Source organism: Citrobacter sp. CK188 (assembly GCF_030333525.1).
Classification (GTDB): Bacteria; Pseudomonadota; Gammaproteobacteria; order Enterobacterales; family Enterobacteriaceae; genus Citrobacter_B; species Citrobacter_B koseri.
Genome location: NZ_JAOWFU010000024.1, coordinates 62,780 through 80,734, shown reverse-complemented (window position 1 = coordinate 80,734; position 17,955 = coordinate 62,780). Strand labels below are relative to the sequence as shown.

The following is a 17,955-nucleotide window of genomic DNA, read 5'->3' as shown; positions in this document are numbered from 1 at the left end:
GAAAGAGATGGCTCGTCTGGCTGCATTTGATATGGATGGCACGCTTTTGATGCCAAACCACCATCTGGGTCATGGGACCCTTGCAACGCTGGCGCGCCTGCGTGAACGCGATATCACTTTGACGTTTGCGACCGGTCGGCATGTGCTGGAAATGCGGCATATTCTGGGGGCCATCTCAATGGATGCGTTTTTGATAACCGGCAACGGGACGCGCATTCATTCGCAGGAAGGCGATATGCTGCATCGCCAGGATCTGGACCCCGCCATTGCGGATCGCGTATTGCACCAGGCGTGGGATACCCGGGCCAGTATGCACGTATTCAACGATAACGGCTGGTTTACGGGGAGCGCGATCCCCGCGCTATTACAGGCGCATGTCTACAGCGGGTTCCACTATCAGATCGTGGATGTCAAACGTATCCCGGCCCACCAGGTCACGAAGATCTGTTTCTGTGGCGATCACGACGATCTGATCCGGCTGCGTATTCAACTGAATGAGGCGCTGGGTGAGCGGGCGAATCTCTGCTTTTCCGCTGTGGATTGCCTGGAAGTGCTGCCGCTCGGCTGTAATAAAGGTTCCGCGCTGGCGGTATTAAGCGACCATTTGGGGCTGTCGCTGACGGAATGCATGGCGTTTGGCGATGCGATGAACGATCGCGAAATGCTGGAGAGCGTGGGACGTGGTTTGATTATGGGCAACGCGATGCCGCAACTGATCGCTGAACTGCCTCATCTTTCAGTGATTGGCCATTGTCGTAATCAGGCGGTCTCTCACTTTTTAACGCATTGGCTGGATAATCCGCATCTACCTTATTCCCCCGAATGAGCGATCCTTTCCAGCAAGCCAGGCCCGTAAAGCCTGGCTTTTTTTATGCCGCTTAACGGACGTTCAGCAGTTGGGCAATTTCCGCCTGCCACGGCGCTAAATCGCCAATGTGATCGTTAACCCACTGGGGATTGTAATAGGTGTCGAGATAGCGTTCGCCGCTGTCACACAGCAGCGTGACGAGAGAACCGGTCTCTCCGGCGTCGCGCATTCTGGCCGCAATCTGCAACGTTCCCCACATATTAGTGCCGGTGGAGGCACCCACTTTACGGCCCAGCTGTGTTTCCAGCCAGTGCGCGGTCGCGACGCTGGCGGCGTCGGGTACGCGCAGCATTTCGTCCACCACATCCGGGATGAAGGAGGGTTCCACGCGCGGGCGGCCAATCCCCTCAATTTTGCTGCCCACCGGGCTGCGCAATGTGGCGTCGCGATCCTGCCAGTAGGGCAGGAAGACCGAGTTTTCCGGGTCAACCACCATCAGGCGCGTGTCATACCCATGACAGCGAATATAGCGGCCAATTGTCGCTGACGTGCCGCCCGTCCCCGCGCTCATCACGATATGCTTCGGCACCGGATTCGGCTCACGCTGCATCTGATGGAAAATACTGTCGGCGATATTATTATTGCCGCGCCAGTCGGTGGCGCGTTCGGCATAGGTGAACTGATCCATATAGTGACCGTTCAGTTCGTGCGCCAGCTGCTCGGAGGCGGCGTAAATCTCGCAGGCGCTTTCGACAAAGTGGCAGCGACCGCCATAAAACGCAATTTGTTCGATTTTGCGTTTTGCCGTGCAGGAAGGCATTACCGCGATAAACGGCAGGCCGAGCAGTCGGGCGAACCAGGCTTCGGAAACCGCCGTTGAACCGGAGGAGGATTCAATAATGGTTGTGTTTTCTTTAATCCAGCCGTTACACAACCCATACAGGAACAATGAACGCGCCAGACGGTGCTTCAGGCTGCCGGTCGGATGGGTGCTTTCATCCTTCAGGTAGATCTGGATGCCCGGAAACGCCGGTAGCGACAACCGGATCAGATGCGTGTCGGCTGAACGCTGATAGTCAGCGTTAATTTCATTAATGGCGTTTTTAACCCAGGTGCTATTCATCATTAATTTCCATTTGTCATTTTGTGCCCAGATTAGCGAAAAGCACGGAAAAAATTGTTGCCATTTCACCTTTAAAATAGAATGTAAGGAGAAAAATCTTCTCTGTGGGGTGGGTATGTTAGATAAAATTGACCGTAAGCTGCTGCTTTTGTTGCAGCAGGACTGCACCCTCTCTTTGCAGGCGCTGGCCGATGCCGTTAATCTGACCACCACACCCTGCTGGAAACGGCTGAAACGTCTGGAAGACGACGGCATTCTCCTCGGTAAAGTCGCGCTGCTGGACCCAGAGAAATTGGGTCTGGGGTTAACGGCGTTCGTACTGATCAAAACCCAGCATCACAGCAGTGAATGGTACAGCCGCTTCGTGACGGTGGTCACCGAAATGCCGGAAGTGCTGGGGTTCTGGCGTATGGCCGGGGAATACGACTATCTGATGCGGGTTCAGGTAGCAGATATGAAGCGTTATGACGACTTCTACAAACGTCTGGTGAACAGTGTTCCGGGATTGTCAGACGTAACGTCGAGCTTTGCGATGGAACAGATTAAGTACACAACCGCTCTGCCTATTGAATAATTCTCCCGGAAAATATTGCCGGAAATCATGTCAGGATATAACGCGTGCGATTATTTGCTCAATTAAGCTGGTACTTCCGTCGGGAGTGGCGTCGCTATCTCGGCGCCGTGGCCTTGCTTATCATTATCGCTGTCCTTCAGCTGATCCCGCCCAAAGTGGTCGGGATCGTTGTGGATGGCGTCACTGCGCAACATTTCACTACCGGCCAGGTATTGATGTGGGTGGGCACGATGGCCATGGTTGCGGTAATCGTCTATTTGTTGCGCTATGTCTGGCGCGTGTTGCTGTTCGGCGCCTCTTATCAACTGGCGGTTGAACTGCGTGAAGATTACTACCGCCAGCTCAGTCGTCAGCATCCTGAATTTTATCTGCGACATCGCACCGGCGACTTAATGGCGCGCGCGACTAACGACGTCGATCGTGTCGTCTTTGCCGCCGGTGAAGGGGTGCTCACGCTGGTGGATTCGCTGGTGATGGGCTGCGCCGTGCTGATCGTGATGTCAACGCAGCTCAGTTGGCAACTGACGCTGTTCGCGCTGCTGCCTATGCCGATTATGGCGCTGATGATCAAGCGCTACGGCGACCGTCTGCATAACCGCTTCAAACTGGCGCAGGCGGCGTTTTCCAGTCTGAACGATCGTACCCAGGAGAGCCTGACTAGCATTCGCATGATCAAAGCCTTTGGCCTTGAAGATCGACAGTCGTCGCTGTTTGCGGCGGACGCGGAAGACACCGGGAAGAAAAATATGCGGGTAGCGCGTATCGACGCCCGTTTTGATCCCACGATTTATATTGCCATCGGCATGGCTAATCTGCTCGCCATCGGCGGCGGAAGCTGGATGGTAGTGCACGGTACGCTGACGCTTGGGGAATTGACCAGCTTTATGATGTACCTCGGGCTGATGATCTGGCCTATGTTAGCGCTGGCCTGGATGTTTAACATTGTGGAACGCGGTAGCGCAGCGTACAGCCGTATCCGCGCGATGCTGGCGGAAGCGCCGGTCGTCAACGACGGAACGGAGGCGGTGCCGGAAGGGCGGGGAGCGCTGACGGTCTCCATTCGTGAATTCAGCTACCCGCAAACCGCGCATCCGGCGCTGGAAAATGTGCAATTCCAGCTTGAGCCAGGGCAGATGCTGGGGATCTGCGGGCCGACGGGCGCGGGGAAAAGCACTCTTCTTTCGCTTATTCAGCGCCATTTCGATATTACGCAGGGGGATATCCGTTTTCATGATATTCCGCTGACGCGCTTGCAGCTTGATAGCTGGCGCAGTCGCCTGGCGGTCGTCAGCCAGACGCCGTTCCTGTTCTCCGACACGGTCGGCAATAACATCGCGCTGGGGCGCCCAAACGCGACGCAGGAAGAGATTGAACAGGTGGCGCGGCTGGCCAGCGTGCATGAGGATATTTTGCGTCTGCCTCAAGGATATGACACCGAAGTGGGCGAACGCGGCGTCATGCTGTCCGGCGGGCAAAAACAGCGCATTTCTATTGCGCGCGCGTTACTGCTCAATGCGGAAATCCTGATTCTGGATGATGCGCTGTCGGCGGTGGATGGCCGTACCGAACACCAGATTCTGCATAATTTACGCCAGTGGGGAGAGGGGCGCACCGTGATTATTAGCGCGCACCGCTTATCCGCTCTGACGGAAGCCAACGAGATTATCGTGATGCAGCATGGCCATATCGCCCAGCGTGGCGATCATGATGAATTAGTGCTGCAAACGGGCTGGTATCGCGATATGTATCGCTATCAGCAACTGGAGGCGACGCTGACTGACGCTCCTGAAATCAACGAGGAGACGGCAGATGCGTAGTTTTGGACAGTTATGGCCGACCCTGAAAAGGCTGCTGGCGTATGGTTCGCCGTGGCGTAAACCGCTTGCCATCGCCGTGGTGATGCTGTGGATCGCGGCGGCGGCGGAAGTCAGCGGCCCGTTACTTATCAGCTACTTTATCGACAATATGGTCGCGAAGAGCCACCTGCCGCTGGGCACGGTCGCGGGGCTGGTGGCGGCGTACATTGGCTTACAGTTTCTGGCGGCGGGGCTGCATTATGCGCAGTCGCTGTTGTTTAATCAGGCGGCCGTCGGCGTAGTGCAACAACTGCGTACCGATGTGATGGATGCCGCTTTGCGCCAGCCACTGAGCGCCTTTGACACGCAGCCGGTGGGGCAACTGATCTCTCGCGTGACCAATGATACGGAAGTCATCCGCGACCTTTACGTCACGGTCGTGGCGACGGTGCTGCGTAGCGCGGCGTTAATTGGCGCGATGCTGGTCGCCATGTTCAGCCTCGACTGGCGGATGGCGCTGGTCGCGATGGCGATTTTCCCGGCGGTGCTGGTGGTGATGGTGATTTACCAGCGCTATAGCACGCCGATTGTGCGCCGCGTGCGGACATATCTGGCGGACATCAATGATGGCTTCAATGAGGTCATTAACGGCATGAGCGTTATTCAGCAGTTCCGCCAGCAGGCGCGGTTCGGCGAGAGAATGGGGGAGGCCAGCCGCTCGCACTATATGGCGCGGATGCAGACCCTGCGACTGGACGGCTTTTTATTGCGCCCGCTGCTCAGCCTTTTCTCCGCGCTGATCCTCTGCGGATTACTGATGCTGTTTAGCTTTACCTCGCGCGGCACCATTGAAGTCGGGGTGTTGTACGCCTTTATCAGCTATCTGGGGCGTCTGAACGAGCCATTGATTGAACTGACGACCCAACAGTCGATGTTGCAACAGGCTGCGGTGGCGGGGGAGCGCGTATTCGAACTGATGGACGGCCCACGCCAGGATTATGGTCGGGATGAGCGCCCGTTGCAGTCGGGCAGGATTGACGTTGATGATGTCTCCTTCGCCTACCGTGACGACAATCTGGTGCTGCAAAACATTACGCTCTCCGTTCCGTCGCGCAGCTTTGTGGCGCTGGTCGGGCATACCGGCAGCGGCAAGAGTACCCTCGCCAGCCTGCTGATGGGGTATTACCCGCTTACACAGGGAGACATTCGCCTTGACGACCGTTCGCTGTCAACGTTGAGCCACGGGGTTTTACGTCAGGGAGTCGCGATGGTGCAGCAGGACCCGGTGGTGATGGCGGATACGTTCCTGGCAAACGTCACGCTGGGGCGCGATATTTCTGAGGAACAGGTCTGGCAGGCGCTGGAAACCGTGCAACTGGCGGAGCTGGCGCGTAGTCTGAGCGAGGGTATCCACACCCGGCTGGGCGAGCAGGGCAATAATCTGTCCGTCGGGCAGAAACAGCTGCTGGCGCTGGCGCGGGTGCTGGTTGATACGCCGCAGGTTCTGATTCTGGATGAAGCCACCGCCAGCATTGACTCCGGTACTGAGCAGGCGATTCAGCAAGCGCTGGCGGCAGTGCGTGAACACACCACGCTGGTGGTGATTGCACATCGCCTGTCAACCATTGTTGATGCGGACACCATTCTGGTGCTGCATCGCGGGCAGGCGGTCGAGCGCGGTACGCATCAACAACTGCTTGAAGCGCAAGGGCGTTACTGGCAGATGTACCAACTACAGCTTGCCGGTGAAGAGCTGGCGGCCAGCGCGCGTGAGGAATCGCTCAGCGCCTGATGGCGCTGCGCTTATCAGGCCTACGGACAATGCGCTCTTGTAGGCCGGATAAGGTGCTTACGCCGCCAACCGGCAATCAACAATCTGGTGCAAAAATGTAACGTACCATGCACCGTTATAGTGCGTTTTTTCTTCTCCTTCCTCTGCCGCACCCTACAAGCCTGAATTATCCCGCGTTTTTCATTTCTGGCACACCCCTTGCAATATCCCTGTCGTGAAGCGGCAGACATTATCGAATTCTGACAGGAGGGGATCTATGAAGCTGGTTACCGTGGTAATCAAACCGTTCAAACTGGAAGACGTCCGTGAAGCACTGTCTTCGATTGGTATTCAAGGGCTGACAGTCACCGAAGTGAAAGGCTTCGGGCGTCAGAAAGGCCATGCCGAGCTGTACCGCGGTGCGGAATACAGCGTCAACTTCTTGCCCAAAGTGAAGATTGATGTGGCGATTGCCGACGACCAGCTTGATGAAGTCATTGAGGTCATCAGCAAGGCGGCCTACACCGGAAAAATTGGCGACGGCAAAATTTTTGTCGCTGAGCTGCAACGTGTCATTCGTATTCGTACCGGCGAAGCCGACGAAGCGGCACTGTAACTCCTGGCACACAGTGATAGGGAACGAAAAGATGAAGATAGCAACGATGAAAACTGGCCTTGCTTCACTGGCTTTGCTTCCAGGTCTGGCAATGGCGGCTCCGGCGGTTGTGGATAAAGCCGACAATGCCTTTATGATGATTTGCACCGCGCTGGTGCTGTTCATGACCATTCCGGGCATTGCTCTGTTCTATGGCGGATTGATCCGTGGAAAGAACGTGCTGTCGATGTTGACGCAGGTTGCCGTCACCTTCGCGCTGGTCTGTATTTTGTGGGTTGTTTACGGCTATTCGCTGGCCTTTGGCGAGGGGAACAACTTCTTTGGCGACTTCAACTGGGTGATGCTGAAAAATATTGAACTTACGGCAGTGATGGGCAGTTTCTACCAGTATATTCACGTTGCTTTCCAGGGCTCTTTCGCCTGCATTACCGTCGGGCTGATCGTAGGGGCGCTGGCTGAACGTATCCGCTTCTCTGCGGTACTGATTTTCGTGGTGGTGTGGCTGACGCTCTCCTATATCCCGATTGCGCATATGGTCTGGGGCGGCGGTTTGCTGGCTTCTCACGGCGCGCTGGATTTTGCGGGCGGTACGGTCGTGCATATCAATGCGGCGATTGCTGGTCTTGTGGGCGCTTATCTGATTGGCAAGCGTGTCGGCTTTGGTAAAGAGGCGTTCAAACCCCATAACCTGCCGATGGTTTTCACCGGCACCGCGATCCTCTATATCGGCTGGTTTGGCTTTAACGCCGGGTCGGCGGGCATGGCGAACGAGATTGCTGCACTGGCCTTTGTTAACACCGTGGTGGCAACGGCTGCCGCTATTCTGGGGTGGATTTTCGGCGAGTGGGCGCTGCGCGGTAAACCGTCTCTGCTGGGCGCCTGCTCCGGCGCTATCGCGGGACTGGTCGGCATAACGCCAGCCTGTGGTTACATTGGCGTCGGCGGCGCGTTGATTCTCGGTGTCGTTGCGGGGCTGGCGGGTCTGTGGGGCGTGACGATGCTTAAACGTCTGCTGCGTGTGGACGATCCTTGCGATGTGTTTGGCATCCACGGCGTTTGCGGCATCGTTGGGTGTATCCTGACCGGGATCTTTGCGTCCACCACCCTCGGCGGTGTAGGGTTTGCCGAAGGCGTGACGATGGGGCATCAGCTGCTGGTGCAGCTGGAGAGTATCGCTATCACCATCGTCTGGTCTGGCGTAGTGGCGTTTATCGGCTACAAACTGGCGGATATCACCGTTGGGCTGCGCGTACCGGAAGAGCAGGAGCGCGAAGGTCTGGACGTCAACAGCCACGGCGAGAATGCGTATAACGCCTGATCATCAACAGGCCGGAGGCGACGCTTGTGCGTCGCCATTCGGCCATTTTCAATTGCGATTGCGCATCACGCCTTCCTGAACGGTCGACGCGACCATCACGCCATCCCGCGTGTAAAACTCCCCACGAACAAAACCACGGGCGCTGGAAGCCGAGGTGCTCTCTACGCTGTACAGCAACCATTCGTTCATGTTGAAAGGGCGATGGAACCACATTGAATGGTCGATCGTGGCAATTTGCAGACCTTTCTCCAGGAAGCCGATGCCGTAGGGTTGCAGCGCGACGGGCAGGAAATTCAGATCGGAAGCATAACCCAGCAGATACTGATGAATGCGGATATCATCCGGTATCGTACCGTTGGCGCGGATCCAGACCTGACGCGTCGGGTTCGCAACGTGGCCTTTTAACGGGTTGTGGAACTCCACCGGGCGGATCTCCAGCGGGCGGTCGCTGATAAATTTCTCTTTCAGCACGGGCGGCAGCAGATGCGCCAATGAGCGGGCGATCTCCGTCTCCGATTGCAGCGTTTCCGGCGCAGGGGCGTCCGGCATGGTTTTCTGATGCTCAAATCCCTCTTCCGGCGCCTGGAAGGAGGCTGTCATATAGAAAATAGGCTTCCCGTTCTGGATGGCGGCGACGCGACGCGCGCTGAAACTGTTGCCGTCGCGCAGAACTTCCACATCGTAAATAATGGGCTTCAGGCTGTCGCCGGGGCGCAGAAAGTAGCTGTGAAAAGAGTGAACCAGACGTTGTTCAGGTACGGTCTCTTTGGCGGCATACAGCGCCTGACCGACCACCTGACCACCAAAAACCTGACGTAATCCTAAGTCTTCACTTTGGCCCCGAAAGAGTCCTTCTTCAATTTTTTCCAGATCTAACAATGACAGCAAATTATTCAGTGCCTGACTCATACGTGCTCTCCAGGTAACAACGGCGCCGAAGCGAGGTAGGCAGAGTATAACGCAATTTTGAAAGTGGTCCGATGGGTGCAATAGTCTGAATTACGGACTAATTCCAGGCAAAAATAAGTGAGATATGCCACACTTAGTCACGTTATGTCTTTGTTAACCACTCTTCCGGCGGGTAAAGCACCTCCCGCTGATGCATTGATGATAAGGAGAATTTAATGAAACTCGTGCACATGGTAAGTGGTTTAGCGGTTGCGGTTGCTCTGGCAGCCTGCGCAGACAGAAGCGCAGATATCCAGACGCCTGCGCCTGACCCAAATACTTCTGGCGTGGCTACACAGTCAACTATTCAGCAACCTAATGTCTCCGGTACTGTCTGGATCCGTCAGAAAGTGGCCCTGCCACCGGATGCCGTACTGACCGTGACGCTGTCTGATGCCTCACTGGCGGATGCGCCGTCGAAAGTGCTGTCGCAGAAAGCGGTGCGCACCGAGGGGAAACAGTCGCCATTTAGCTTTGTACTGCCGTTTAACCCGGCTGACATCCAGCCAAATGCGCGGATTCTGTTGAGCGCCGCCGTGACGATTAATGACAAACTGGTCTTTATCACCGATACCGTACAGCCAGTCATTAATCAGGGCGGCACGAAAGCGGATCTGACGCTGGTGCCGGTTCAGCAAACGGCAGTGCCTGTTCAGGCCAGCGGCGGCGCAGCGACAACCGTACCGTCAACGTCACCGACGCAGGTGAACCCGTCTTCCGCCGTACCGGCGCCGACACAGTACTAAGCTCTCACAGGACAACCCTCTCCGGCCGGAGAGGGTTAATAAATCCAGCGATATCGTTGCATATCGATTTGCCCACTCCCCGAGACCACCACGCCTTCTGACAGTAACGCCTGACGTTGGCGTTGCAGGTCTGGCCCGGTCAGGGAGATGGCGCCATGACGATTCACGACCCGATGCCAGGGGAGGGTGCTGCCTTCCGGCAATCGTTTTAATACGCCGCCGACCTGACGCGCGGCACGAGGTGAACCGGCGAGGCGGGCGACGTCGCCATAAGTCGTGACAAACCCTTCGGGGATTGAGGCCACGATTTGCCAGACGCGTTGGGGGAAAGTGTCTTGTCTGTCCATCATTCATTCCTGCGATAATCTTCCAGCATAATCGTGAATCGCCGGGGAGTGAAGCCTCATTGCGCAAGAAAACAGCATCCGATATTGGATGGGTTGCATTTACAGGGGCCAGCAGTGATAATGCGCCTGCGCGTTGGTTAACAACGCTCTCAATGGGGGCTCTGTTGGTTCTCCCGCAACGCTACTCTGTTTACCAGGTCAGGTCCGGAAGGAAGCAGCCAGAGCAGATGACGTGTGTGCCGGGATGTAGCTGGCAGGGCCCCCACCCAATTCTGCCGTCCGGCAACCTCTTCATTTTCCTCCTCTTGTCATATTAACGTCATTATTTTGTCATCAAATGCTGGCAGAGTGTTATCGGGACGTTATTAATCAGTTTGTGCCCTGATATTCACGCGGTGACGATAGCTGTGTCGCACACGACGTGTTTTGCCTGTTTACAAGGACTCTTTACGATGGCTACTGCTGTACTAAATGTCAAAATCGATGAGACGTTAAAAGAGAAGCTTCGCCATTATGCCGAAGCAAATAATGAGAACTTAAGTATCACCACAGAAAAACTGCTGCTGATTGCATTTGAGGCCGCAGAAGAGGCGGGAGTCTCGGCGAGTGATATCGACAGTCAGCATACGGAAGAATCCGTGGATGAGCCGCTTACTCCTAAAGAAATCAAAGCATTACGCAGATTACTCAAGAAGAAAAAATGAAACAACAACTCTCAATCGCCAGTAATTATGGCGAAGCCTGCGAATTACTGCGTTCCGGCTATGTGAAGCATGTTCGTCTTAACTGGAATGTTGGTAGTGATGAATTCTTTCGTATTGCCTCCGACTGGTGCGATGCCGGGGCAAAAATAAAGAAAGACGGCGAGAACTTCATTATTTCCCTGAAAGGTTTCCCCGTCCCACGCCAGCAATAAAACGACGATGACAGGCCATATTAGATAATTTTGCGTATTTTCCCTGCGCTGTTTTGTGAGCGCAGGTTGTCCCATATCGGCTGTAATGTCTGAAAAGCCGATCGCAGTGTTTCATCCGGCAGGGTGAACGGCATACGTAAGAAACGATCAAACGCACCCGCGAGACCAAAACGCGTACCGGTGCCCAGTTGAATCCCTTCGCTTTCAGCGCGCGTTGCAAAGAGCGTGGCCAGCGTGTCGGGTAACTCCACCCAAAAAGAGAGTCCGCCCTGCGGCTGCCTGAAGCGCCATTCAGGAAAATGCGCGTGCATCAGTTCACAACACAGGTCGCGTCGTTGGGACAGCAACTGCCGTCTGTCAGGAAGAAAGCTGGCGGCATTATCAAGCAGCCAGCCGGTCGCTAACTGCTCCAGTACCGGCGATCCTAAATCAAACGTATCCCGGGTTTGTACCAGCGCGGCGATTGTCCGTGATGAGGCGCGAACCCACCCCAGACGTAACCCGCCCCAGAAACTTTTTCCTGCCGATCCCAGCATAATAATCGGCGCGTCGGCATTGTAATGCGCGAGTGGGGGCGGCGGCGGGGCGTCGTACCACAAATTAACCATCGTCTCGTCCACAACCAGCGTGGTATGCGTTCTGGCGGCAATATCCGCGACCGCTTGCCGCGTGGCGGCATCCATACAGCGCCCGGTGGGATTATGGAAATCCGGCATCAGATAAACCATTCTCGGCGCGGTCTGCGCAATGGTCGCCATCAGACCGGCGGTGTCCCAGCCCTGTTCGGGCAATGAGACGCCAACGGGGCGACAGGAGGCTCCCTGAATCGCGGCGATCGCGAGCGGGTAGGTCGGGTGATCCACCACCACGCGATCGCCCGGGCCCGTCAGGAGTCGCAGGAGCAGCGCCAGCCCGCTCACGGCGCCATTGACCACCATGATTTCATCAGGGCGGGTTGGCAAGCCGCGCTCGCAATAGTGCCGGGCGATAGATTCACGTAAAGAGAGCAGGCCTTGCGGCAGATACCCGGAACTCAGCAGATGCTGCGGCATTGCGCAAAGCGCCTGCTGGTAAGCCTGGTGAATTTCAGGGCCTGCGCTGAGCGCGGCGGTAGAGAGATCCAATGCCATATTGGCTCCGCCGCGCGTGGGCACAGGGTGGATGGCATCCGGTAAGATCACCCGCGAACCGCTACCCTGACGGCTTTCCAGATAGCCTTCTTCCCGAAGTTGCGCCATTGCGCTGGCGACGGTTGTTCGGCTGATCTTCAATACGGCGGCCAGTTCGCGTTCGCCGGGCAGTCGGCTATCGAGCGCCAGTCGGCCATCAAGAATCAGCAGACGCAGGGCCTCCGCCAGCTGACGCCAGACAGGAGTACGTGAGGGAGTCTCCTGCCAGTGCCCAAGCAGGCGCTGAAGAGACTGGCTTCCATAGCGGCGTGATGACATAGCAGTCCACTTTTTTAAAACTGGACATTAATCATAGTGCCAATTGCGGTGAAGATGAAAGGTATCTGAACGGGGAGAATGGAAGAATGCTGCGTCGTCTGATTCAACTGTATACCGGTCTGGCTCTTTATGGCGTATCGACAGCAATGTTTGTGCGTGCGGACTTAGGGGCCGATCCGTGGAACGTTTTCCACCTTGGCGTGGCGAATTTGCTGTCAATGAACATTGGCATGGTGATTATCGCCGTTGGCGTGCTGGTGTTATTACTGTGGATTCCGCTGCGTCAACGCCCGGGTCTTGGCACCATCAGCAACGTGATCGTTATTGGACTGGCGGCGGATGTTGCGCTGGCCGTATTGCCCGCTTTTGAGTCGTTGCTTGTCCGCAGTGTTCTGTTGATCTCCGCTGTAGTGGTCAACGCGCTGGCGACCAGCATGTATATTGGGGCCGGTTTCGGCGCAGGCCCGCGAGATGGCCTGATGACCGGGATTCACGCGCGCACCGGTTGGTCGATACGCGCCATCCGCACGGCGATTGAAGTTTCGGTATTACTGAGCGGCTGGTTGCTGGGGGGGACGCTGGGCGTCGGTACGGTATTGTATGCGCTGGCTATCGGGCCGCTGATTCAGATCTGCTTGCCGTGGTTTCGCTATCAACCCCGGGCACGCATTCGGGTTCGTCATTCGCCCACAGCAGAGTAACGCGATGGCGACTAGACTTAACAACGACTGACGCGGCCAGAATTGGCTTGCCGCGCAGTACGCTTCGGAGGTTTTTCTCATGAAGTATGTTGATGGTTTTGTGGTTGCCGTACCTGCTGAAAACAAGGAGGCGTATCGGGAAATGGCGGCAAAAGCGGCTCCTCTCTTTAAAGAGTTTGGGGCGTTACGCGTCGTTGAGTGTTGGGCTGATGATGTGCCGGACGGCAAATTGACTGACTTTCGCATGGCGGTGAAAGCGGAAGATCACGAAGAGGTGGTGTTTAGCTGGATTGAATACCCTTCGAAAGAGGTTCGCGACGCGGCGAATCAGAAAATGATGTCAGACCCACGAATGAAGGAGTTTGGCGATGCCATGCCTTTTGATGGCAAGCGCATGATTTACGGCGGATTCTCTCCCATTCTGGATGACTGAAGCGACAGGCTGTGCGGCGTGCCGCCAGCCGTCCCCATTCTAAATCCGTTTTTCCGCCCACAAAATAAATTCTGCGGCGGGCAGCGCTTTGCTGTAAAGCCATCCCTGACCATACTGCACGCCGTGCTGGCGTAACCAGTCCTCCTGATGCGTCGTTTCAATACCTTCCGCCACCATTTTCAGCTTCAGCGTTTTCGCCATTTCAATAATATGCGGCGTCACATTTTTGTAGGCCAGCGCATCAACAAAGGACTTGTCGATCTTCAGAATATCCACGTCCAGATTCTGTAAGTAGCAAAGACTGGAATAGCCAGTGCCAAAGTCATCAAGATAAATCGCGTGACCGGCTTTGCGGTATCTGGCAATGACTGGCGCGCTGGTTTTGGGATCGGCAAACTCACGCTCGGTCAACTCCAGCGCGATTTGCGACGGTGAAATCTGACTCCGGTTAAGCAACTGACTGAGATGTACCGGAAGTTTCTCCGACGCAAGGGTCGTTGCCTCAATATTGATAGAAATGTGCTGCTCAGGGTGTTGTCGCAGCCATGTTCCCATCTCCTCAAAAACGGTCTCTAAAATCAGGTGGGTGAGCGGTTCGGAAAGCCCCGTTTGTTCTGCGAGGGGAATAAATATTTCCGGCGAAAGGTAGCTGCCGTCGGTTTGCGGCCAGCGAGCCAGCGCTTCCGCGCCTGCTATCTTCCCGCTACTCAGCGAAATAATCGGCTGATAATGCACCTTAATATCACGGTTATGGATGGCGTCCAGTAAACGGTGGTGTGGTGATTGTAAGCGGCGAAGAATGCGCAGAATAAACGCCGCCGCCAGCAGGCTCGCCATCATCCCCAGCGGCAGCCAGGTAAACGCCTGGCGATACCAGTTCTTTTGTAGCGGCAGCGTGGAGGCCCAGGTCACGATGGCGATGTTCATTTCGGGAGAGCGCTGAATCGTGTAGACACTGTTGCGATCTTCCCGGTATTGACCGGGCGACTGCTGCAATTGTCGAATAATGTCGGGATCGAGCCGATTGCTACTGGCGGCCACGATGTTATTTGCTTCGCCAATAATAGCGGCATCAATATGCCATGAACTAAATGGGATCACATCAATGAAGGAGGCGGGGTCCATCATGACCACATAGTGTCCTTTACCCACAGCGACCATAAAGCGCTTGAGCCCTAAATCATTTTGCGAGGTAAGCCATATGCGGTAGCCGTCCTGGGTGATCTTTTCCGGTTTGGGGAAAACGAAGGGGGCGCTTTTTTGCTCCAGCGATGAGCAAACAGGCATATTTTGGTCGAGGTATAGCACTTCCTGAATGTAGCGCAGACTGTAAGATATTCGGCGCATTGTCAGTAAATGCGCATTACTACAAGGCGTACCGCGAAAGGCGTTTAGCTGGCCTAACGCCAGTTTGCTCTGGGAGGCAACTTTGTCAGCGCGTAAGGCTACGCGTGATGAATAGACGTTAAGTTCCTCAATAAATTTCTTTTCAACCTGGCGATGAGCGAGCCAGAGGCTTAATCCCACAGGGGCAAGGACAGACAGAATGAGCACCCCTGTGACCAGGCTGACCAAATGTCGTGTTGTCACGGTGATATCCTTATTGATGCAGCATATGGCGAGTATATCTGAACGTAAAAAAGCCCTTCGTTTAATCACGTTATTCTAACTGCTTTTGCTCTTTCTGGCTCAATAAGGGCTTGTTTCGACTTAAAACGTACAATGTTGAAGGATAACCACATCATCATGAGGGTTGAAAAGCGGCAATTTGCGGCGTATTTTATTGTTACGTTATAACATAATATTGAGGCTGTCATGAAACCGAATATCCATCCTGCCTATCGCACCGTGGTGTTCCACGATACCAGTGCGAATGAATACTTTAAGGTGGGGTCAACGATCAAAACCGAGCGTGAGATTGAGCTTGAGGGCGTGACCTATCCGTATGTCACCATTGAGGTGTCTTCTAAATCACACCCTTATTACACCGGAAAACAAAAAACCTTTGATAACGAAGGCAGCGCAGCACGTTTCCAGAAACGTTTCGGAAATTTTATTGGCGCTAAGCGAGGATAAGATGCAGGTACTGAATTCATTGCGTAGCGCAAAGCAGCGGCACCCGGACTGCCAGATAGTTAAACGCAAAGGGCGTTTATATGTGATCTGCAAATCCAATCCACGTTTTAAAGCGGTGCAGGGTCGTAAAAAAAGACGTTAATGATTTGCCAACATTGCAGGGACTACAGTGCGTGCCAGGGACGGTACGCACTTTTTACATCTGCAACAGTGAGAAAACTAGCGGCTTGCCTCTGTGCGAGTGAGCGTGAAAACATCGTAGAAAGAGAGTTCGCCTTTACGCGTTATCATCTTCTGTAATTGTGCTTTCTGGTCGCTGCCAACATGCGGTGACTGAAGAATAGCGTGGATCAGCGCAGGGGGAACGAAGCGCGTGTTATACCATTCTCCGTTATAGCAAACCCTGAAATCCAGCACGTCGATATCCTCGTAGCGATAACGCGGGGCGACATCAAAAAAGAAAAAACCATTCAACAGGACGAATAATACGACCAGCAGCCACACTGAATCCACCAGCGTGTCTGATTGCAGCATGACGGCCAGCGTGGCAAACCAGGCGATATACATGCCAATAAACAGCCCCGGATGTTTGCGAATAAAACTAATACTGAAACGCGGTCTGTTGTCGCGTTTCTCGCGAGCATTGAGATCGTCAATCGTTTCCGTCAGCAGGCGCTGTATTTCTGTCATCATTTGCCTTTGTGATTTCTGTAACATTCAGGGAACAGCCCATTTTAGAAGGGCGAACTTCATGAAAAAAGTAACAGATTAACCACAATTTATCATAACAGTTACAATTCGCTTTACAGCGTTTTAATGATTCGCGCGGGATTTCCACCGACCACAACGTTGGCCGGAACGCTTTTGGTCACGACGGCGCCCGATGCGACAACGGCGTTGTCGCCAATGGTGACGCCAGGGTTAATCACGGCGCGACCACCGATCCAGACATTATTCCCGATGGTTACAGGTTTACCCAGTTCCCTACCGCTGTTGCGTTCTGTGGCATCCAGCGGGTGCGTCGCCGTATAGATATGCACGCCAGGCGCGAGCATACAATTGTCGCCGATATGAATCGGGCAGACATCCAGCATCACACAGTCGAAGTTAGCGTAAAATGCTTTGCCGAGGTAAATATTGTAACCGTAATCACAGCGGAAGGAGGGCTCAATATACGCACCGTCGCTCTGGCCTAGCAGGTCGCTCAGAATAGCCTGTCGCGCATTCTTCTCGTCCGGTGCGGAGTGGTTGTATCGATGAAGCAACTGGCGCGCCCGCAGGCGGTCGTTGCGCAATGTCTCATCGGCCGGGCAATATAACTCACCGGCAATCATCTTCTGCTTTTCTTCGCTCATTATGCACTCTTCTGTTTGTGGATTAACTGCCGCAGTACAGTAAAGCGCAACGCCTTTTAAGGGAACGTTCCCGTTACCTTGATGTGATCTAAATCACGAGACGTAAAATAGGAATTAACGGTAAATACAGGGAAACCCTCGGTCAGGCAGAACGAACGTATTCTCCATAGCGTTATGCAAAAATTAGCGAATGAATTTCCACACGGAGGTGGGAATCTTGTCGTAGAGCTTATTCATCGTCAATTCTGCAAGACGGTGATCTGCTGCTGAGTAAAATACAGCCAATTCATTGTCAGACAATTCATATTTATTTTTCTCTATTACACGTTCCAGCGTGTCTATTGTCTGGCAGCGTCGTAAACGCATCAAATAATCTGTTTTCGTTAATGGTTTATCGGACATAAATCTTACCTATGATTGTAATAATTTTTAACATGACAAGCTAACAGGATTCGCCCTGGTGGCATTGACGAAGCAGCGAAACAGGCGGTTTCCTGATTTTCGCCATTTTTGCAGATCCTGCGCATTAATGCCGTAACTGCTGAACAACATAAAGGTGTCATCCAGATATTCATCTATCTGTGCAATCAGCTTATTGTCCTCATTATACTTAATTTTATAATTAAGTGCGAAGGTTGCAATATGCTCTATCAGTTCATTGAGCTGAAGATTGATTGCCGAAGTAGGGTCATTAACCCAACCGTGGTTGCTTTCTTCAAGGTTTGCAAGACAGTCATGATACAGGGTTTCACAGAGAAATTTAAGCTGTGCGATATCATGTCTTTTGGGTGAGTACTCATCCATAACGCATCCCCTTCTTAGTGGCTTGAACTAACCGAACACCTTTCGGGATGGATACAACTAACTGACCTGGAACTTGCGCTCTTCTCCTGATGTTTTAACTATAATCCACTCTAAAAAAGATTTCATCGTCCTATTACGAAAAATTACAATTAGGTAAAAGTATGTTGCCCCAACG

At 54.1% G+C, this 17,955-nt stretch carries 21 protein-coding genes, 1 other RNA gene and 1 pseudogene; 14 read left to right on the top strand and 9 right to left on the bottom strand.

Annotation, left to right across the window (positions count from 1 at the left end):
- Nucleotides 1-7 precede the first annotated feature (7 nt).
- Entirely contained in the window at nucleotides 8-826 is an 819-nt protein-coding gene (gene cof, locus OGV67_RS03075) for an HMP-PP phosphatase (RefSeq protein WP_286464919.1), read from the top strand.
- 52 nt (nucleotides 827-878) lie between these two features.
- On the opposite strand, the gene OGV67_RS03070 is transcribed toward cof, so the two are convergent.
- On the bottom strand, nucleotides 879-1,934 hold the full coding sequence (locus OGV67_RS03070; protein WP_012133535.1) for a PLP-dependent cysteine synthase family protein: 1,056 nt from the start codon (nucleotides 1,932-1,934) through the stop codon (nucleotides 879-881).
- A 112-nt stretch (nucleotides 1,935-2,046) separates the two neighbouring features.
- Here OGV67_RS03070 and decR point away from each other — a divergent pair, with 112 nt between their 5' ends.
- The 5 genes from decR to amtB all read left to right on the top strand — a co-directional run bounded on the left by decR (nucleotide 2,047) and on the right by amtB (nucleotide 8,006).
- Nucleotides 2,047-2,505: a DNA-binding transcriptional regulator DecR gene (gene decR / locus OGV67_RS03065; RefSeq protein WP_012133534.1), complete on the top strand. Its 459-nt coding sequence runs from the start codon at nucleotides 2,047-2,049 to the stop codon at nucleotides 2,503-2,505.
- Nucleotides 2,506-2,549: 44 nt separating this feature from the next.
- Nucleotides 2,550-4,322 (top strand): SmdA family multidrug ABC transporter permease/ATP-binding protein, encoded by a 1,773-nt coding sequence (locus OGV67_RS03060; RefSeq protein ID WP_071259893.1) that lies wholly within the window; start codon nucleotides 2,550-2,552, stop codon nucleotides 4,320-4,322.
- Nucleotides 4,315-6,093, top strand: a complete 1,779-nt coding sequence (locus OGV67_RS03055) for a SmdB family multidrug efflux ABC transporter permease/ATP-binding protein (protein WP_071259890.1) — start codon at nucleotides 4,315-4,317, stop codon at nucleotides 6,091-6,093. The genes OGV67_RS03060 and OGV67_RS03055 overlap by 8 nt, the downstream gene beginning before the upstream one ends.
- 256 nt (nucleotides 6,094-6,349) lie before the next feature.
- Nucleotides 6,350-6,688, top strand: coding sequence for a P-II family nitrogen regulator (gene glnK / locus OGV67_RS03050; protein WP_012133530.1), 339 nt, complete (start codon nucleotides 6,350-6,352; stop codon nucleotides 6,686-6,688).
- Nucleotides 6,689-6,719: 31 nt separating this feature from the next.
- The gene (amtB, locus tag OGV67_RS03045) at nucleotides 6,720-8,006 is read left to right on the top strand and encodes an ammonium transporter AmtB (protein WP_024130590.1); all 1,287 of its coding nucleotides are present in this window, start codon (nucleotides 6,720-6,722) and stop codon (nucleotides 8,004-8,006) included.
- A gap of 48 nt (nucleotides 8,007-8,054) precedes the next feature.
- Here amtB and tesB read toward each other — a convergent pair whose 3' ends face one another.
- Nucleotides 8,055-8,915, bottom strand: a complete 861-nt coding sequence (tesB, locus tag OGV67_RS03040) for an acyl-CoA thioesterase II (RefSeq protein ID WP_012133528.1) — start codon at nucleotides 8,913-8,915, stop codon at nucleotides 8,055-8,057.
- 215 nt (nucleotides 8,916-9,130) lie between these two features.
- Here tesB and OGV67_RS03035 point away from each other — a divergent pair, with 215 nt between their 5' ends.
- Complete coding sequence (locus OGV67_RS03035) at nucleotides 9,131-9,700, top strand: YbaY family lipoprotein (protein WP_012133527.1); 570 nt, start codon at nucleotides 9,131-9,133, stop codon at nucleotides 9,698-9,700.
- 35 nt (nucleotides 9,701-9,735) lie between these two features.
- Here the strand turns inward: OGV67_RS03035 and OGV67_RS03030 are convergent.
- Nucleotides 9,736-10,125 (bottom strand): annotated as a pseudogene (locus OGV67_RS03030) (MGMT family protein).
- 84 nt (nucleotides 10,126-10,209) lie between these two features.
- Between OGV67_RS03030 and ffs the strand changes: the two are divergent.
- The 3 genes from ffs to OGV67_RS03015 all read left to right on the top strand — a co-directional run bounded on the left by ffs (nucleotide 10,210) and on the right by OGV67_RS03015 (nucleotide 10,963).
- An RNA gene (ffs, locus tag OGV67_RS03025) (signal recognition particle sRNA small type) lies at nucleotides 10,210-10,306 on the top strand.
- A 193-nt stretch (nucleotides 10,307-10,499) separates the two neighbouring features.
- Nucleotides 10,500-10,751, top strand: a complete 252-nt coding sequence (locus OGV67_RS03020; RefSeq protein ID WP_012133525.1) for a hypothetical protein — start codon at nucleotides 10,500-10,502, stop codon at nucleotides 10,749-10,751.
- The gene (locus tag OGV67_RS03015) at nucleotides 10,748-10,963 is read left to right on the top strand and encodes a hypothetical protein (protein WP_012133524.1); all 216 of its coding nucleotides are present in this window, start codon (nucleotides 10,748-10,750) and stop codon (nucleotides 10,961-10,963) included. The genes OGV67_RS03020 and OGV67_RS03015 overlap by 4 nt, the downstream gene beginning before the upstream one ends.
- A 20-nt stretch (nucleotides 10,964-10,983) precedes the next feature.
- On the opposite strand, the gene yczR is transcribed toward OGV67_RS03015, so the two are convergent.
- The gene (gene yczR / locus OGV67_RS03010; RefSeq protein ID WP_071259887.1) at nucleotides 10,984-12,411 is read right to left on the bottom strand and encodes a MocR-like transcription factor YczR; all 1,428 of its coding nucleotides are present in this window, start codon (nucleotides 12,409-12,411) and stop codon (nucleotides 10,984-10,986) included.
- Nucleotides 12,412-12,497: 86 nt separating this feature from the next.
- Between yczR and yczE the strand changes: the two genes are divergently transcribed.
- A complete protein-coding gene (gene yczE / locus OGV67_RS03005) occupies nucleotides 12,498-13,112 on the top strand; it encodes a membrane protein YczE (RefSeq protein ID WP_012133522.1) in 615 nt (204 codons plus the stop codon).
- Nucleotides 13,113-13,191: 79 nt separating this feature from the next.
- On the top strand, nucleotides 13,192-13,545 hold the full coding sequence (locus OGV67_RS03000) for a DUF1428 domain-containing protein (protein ID WP_012133521.1): 354 nt from the start codon (nucleotides 13,192-13,194) through the stop codon (nucleotides 13,543-13,545).
- A 39-nt stretch (nucleotides 13,546-13,584) separates the two neighbouring features.
- Here the strand turns inward: OGV67_RS03000 and pdeB are convergent, their stop codons facing one another.
- Nucleotides 13,585-15,135 carry a cyclic di-3',5'-guanosine monophosphate phosphodiesterase PdeB gene (gene pdeB / locus OGV67_RS02995; protein ID WP_115615004.1) on the bottom strand — a complete coding sequence of 517 codons (1,551 nt, stop codon included), beginning with the start codon at nucleotides 15,133-15,135 and terminating at the stop codon, nucleotides 13,585-13,587.
- 225 nt (nucleotides 15,136-15,360) lie between these two features.
- Here pdeB and OGV67_RS02990 point away from each other — a divergent pair, with 225 nt between their 5' ends.
- Together OGV67_RS02990 and ykgO are read left to right on the top strand one after the other, a co-directional pair.
- Complete coding sequence (locus OGV67_RS02990) at nucleotides 15,361-15,621, top strand: type B 50S ribosomal protein L31 (RefSeq protein ID WP_012133519.1); 261 nt, start codon at nucleotides 15,361-15,363, stop codon at nucleotides 15,619-15,621.
- Nucleotide 15,622: 1 nt separating this feature from the next.
- On the top strand, nucleotides 15,623-15,763 hold the full coding sequence (gene ykgO / locus OGV67_RS02985) for a type B 50S ribosomal protein L36 (RefSeq protein ID WP_003859006.1): 141 nt from the start codon (nucleotides 15,623-15,625) through the stop codon (nucleotides 15,761-15,763).
- A gap of 77 nt (nucleotides 15,764-15,840) precedes the next feature.
- On the opposite strand, the gene OGV67_RS02980 is transcribed toward ykgO, so the two are convergent.
- From OGV67_RS02980 to tomB, 4 genes are all read right to left on the bottom strand, one after another.
- Nucleotides 15,841-16,311 (bottom strand): YlaC family protein, encoded by a 471-nt coding sequence (locus OGV67_RS02980; RefSeq protein WP_115615350.1) that lies wholly within the window; start codon nucleotides 16,309-16,311, stop codon nucleotides 15,841-15,843.
- 113 nt (nucleotides 16,312-16,424) lie between these two features.
- Nucleotides 16,425-16,976 carry a maltose O-acetyltransferase gene (maa, locus tag OGV67_RS02975; protein ID WP_047458424.1) on the bottom strand — a complete coding sequence of 184 codons (552 nt, stop codon included), beginning with the start codon at nucleotides 16,974-16,976 and terminating at the stop codon, nucleotides 16,425-16,427.
- Nucleotides 16,977-17,159: 183 nt separating this feature from the next.
- On the bottom strand, nucleotides 17,160-17,378 hold the full coding sequence (gene hha / locus OGV67_RS02970) for a hemolysin expression-modulating protein Hha (RefSeq protein WP_002892050.1): 219 nt from the start codon (nucleotides 17,376-17,378) through the stop codon (nucleotides 17,160-17,162).
- 27 nt (nucleotides 17,379-17,405) lie between these two features.
- Nucleotides 17,406-17,780 (bottom strand): Hha toxicity modulator TomB, encoded by a 375-nt coding sequence (tomB, locus tag OGV67_RS02965; protein ID WP_012133514.1) that lies wholly within the window; start codon nucleotides 17,778-17,780, stop codon nucleotides 17,406-17,408.
- Between the last annotated feature and the right edge of the window lie 175 nt (nucleotides 17,781-17,955).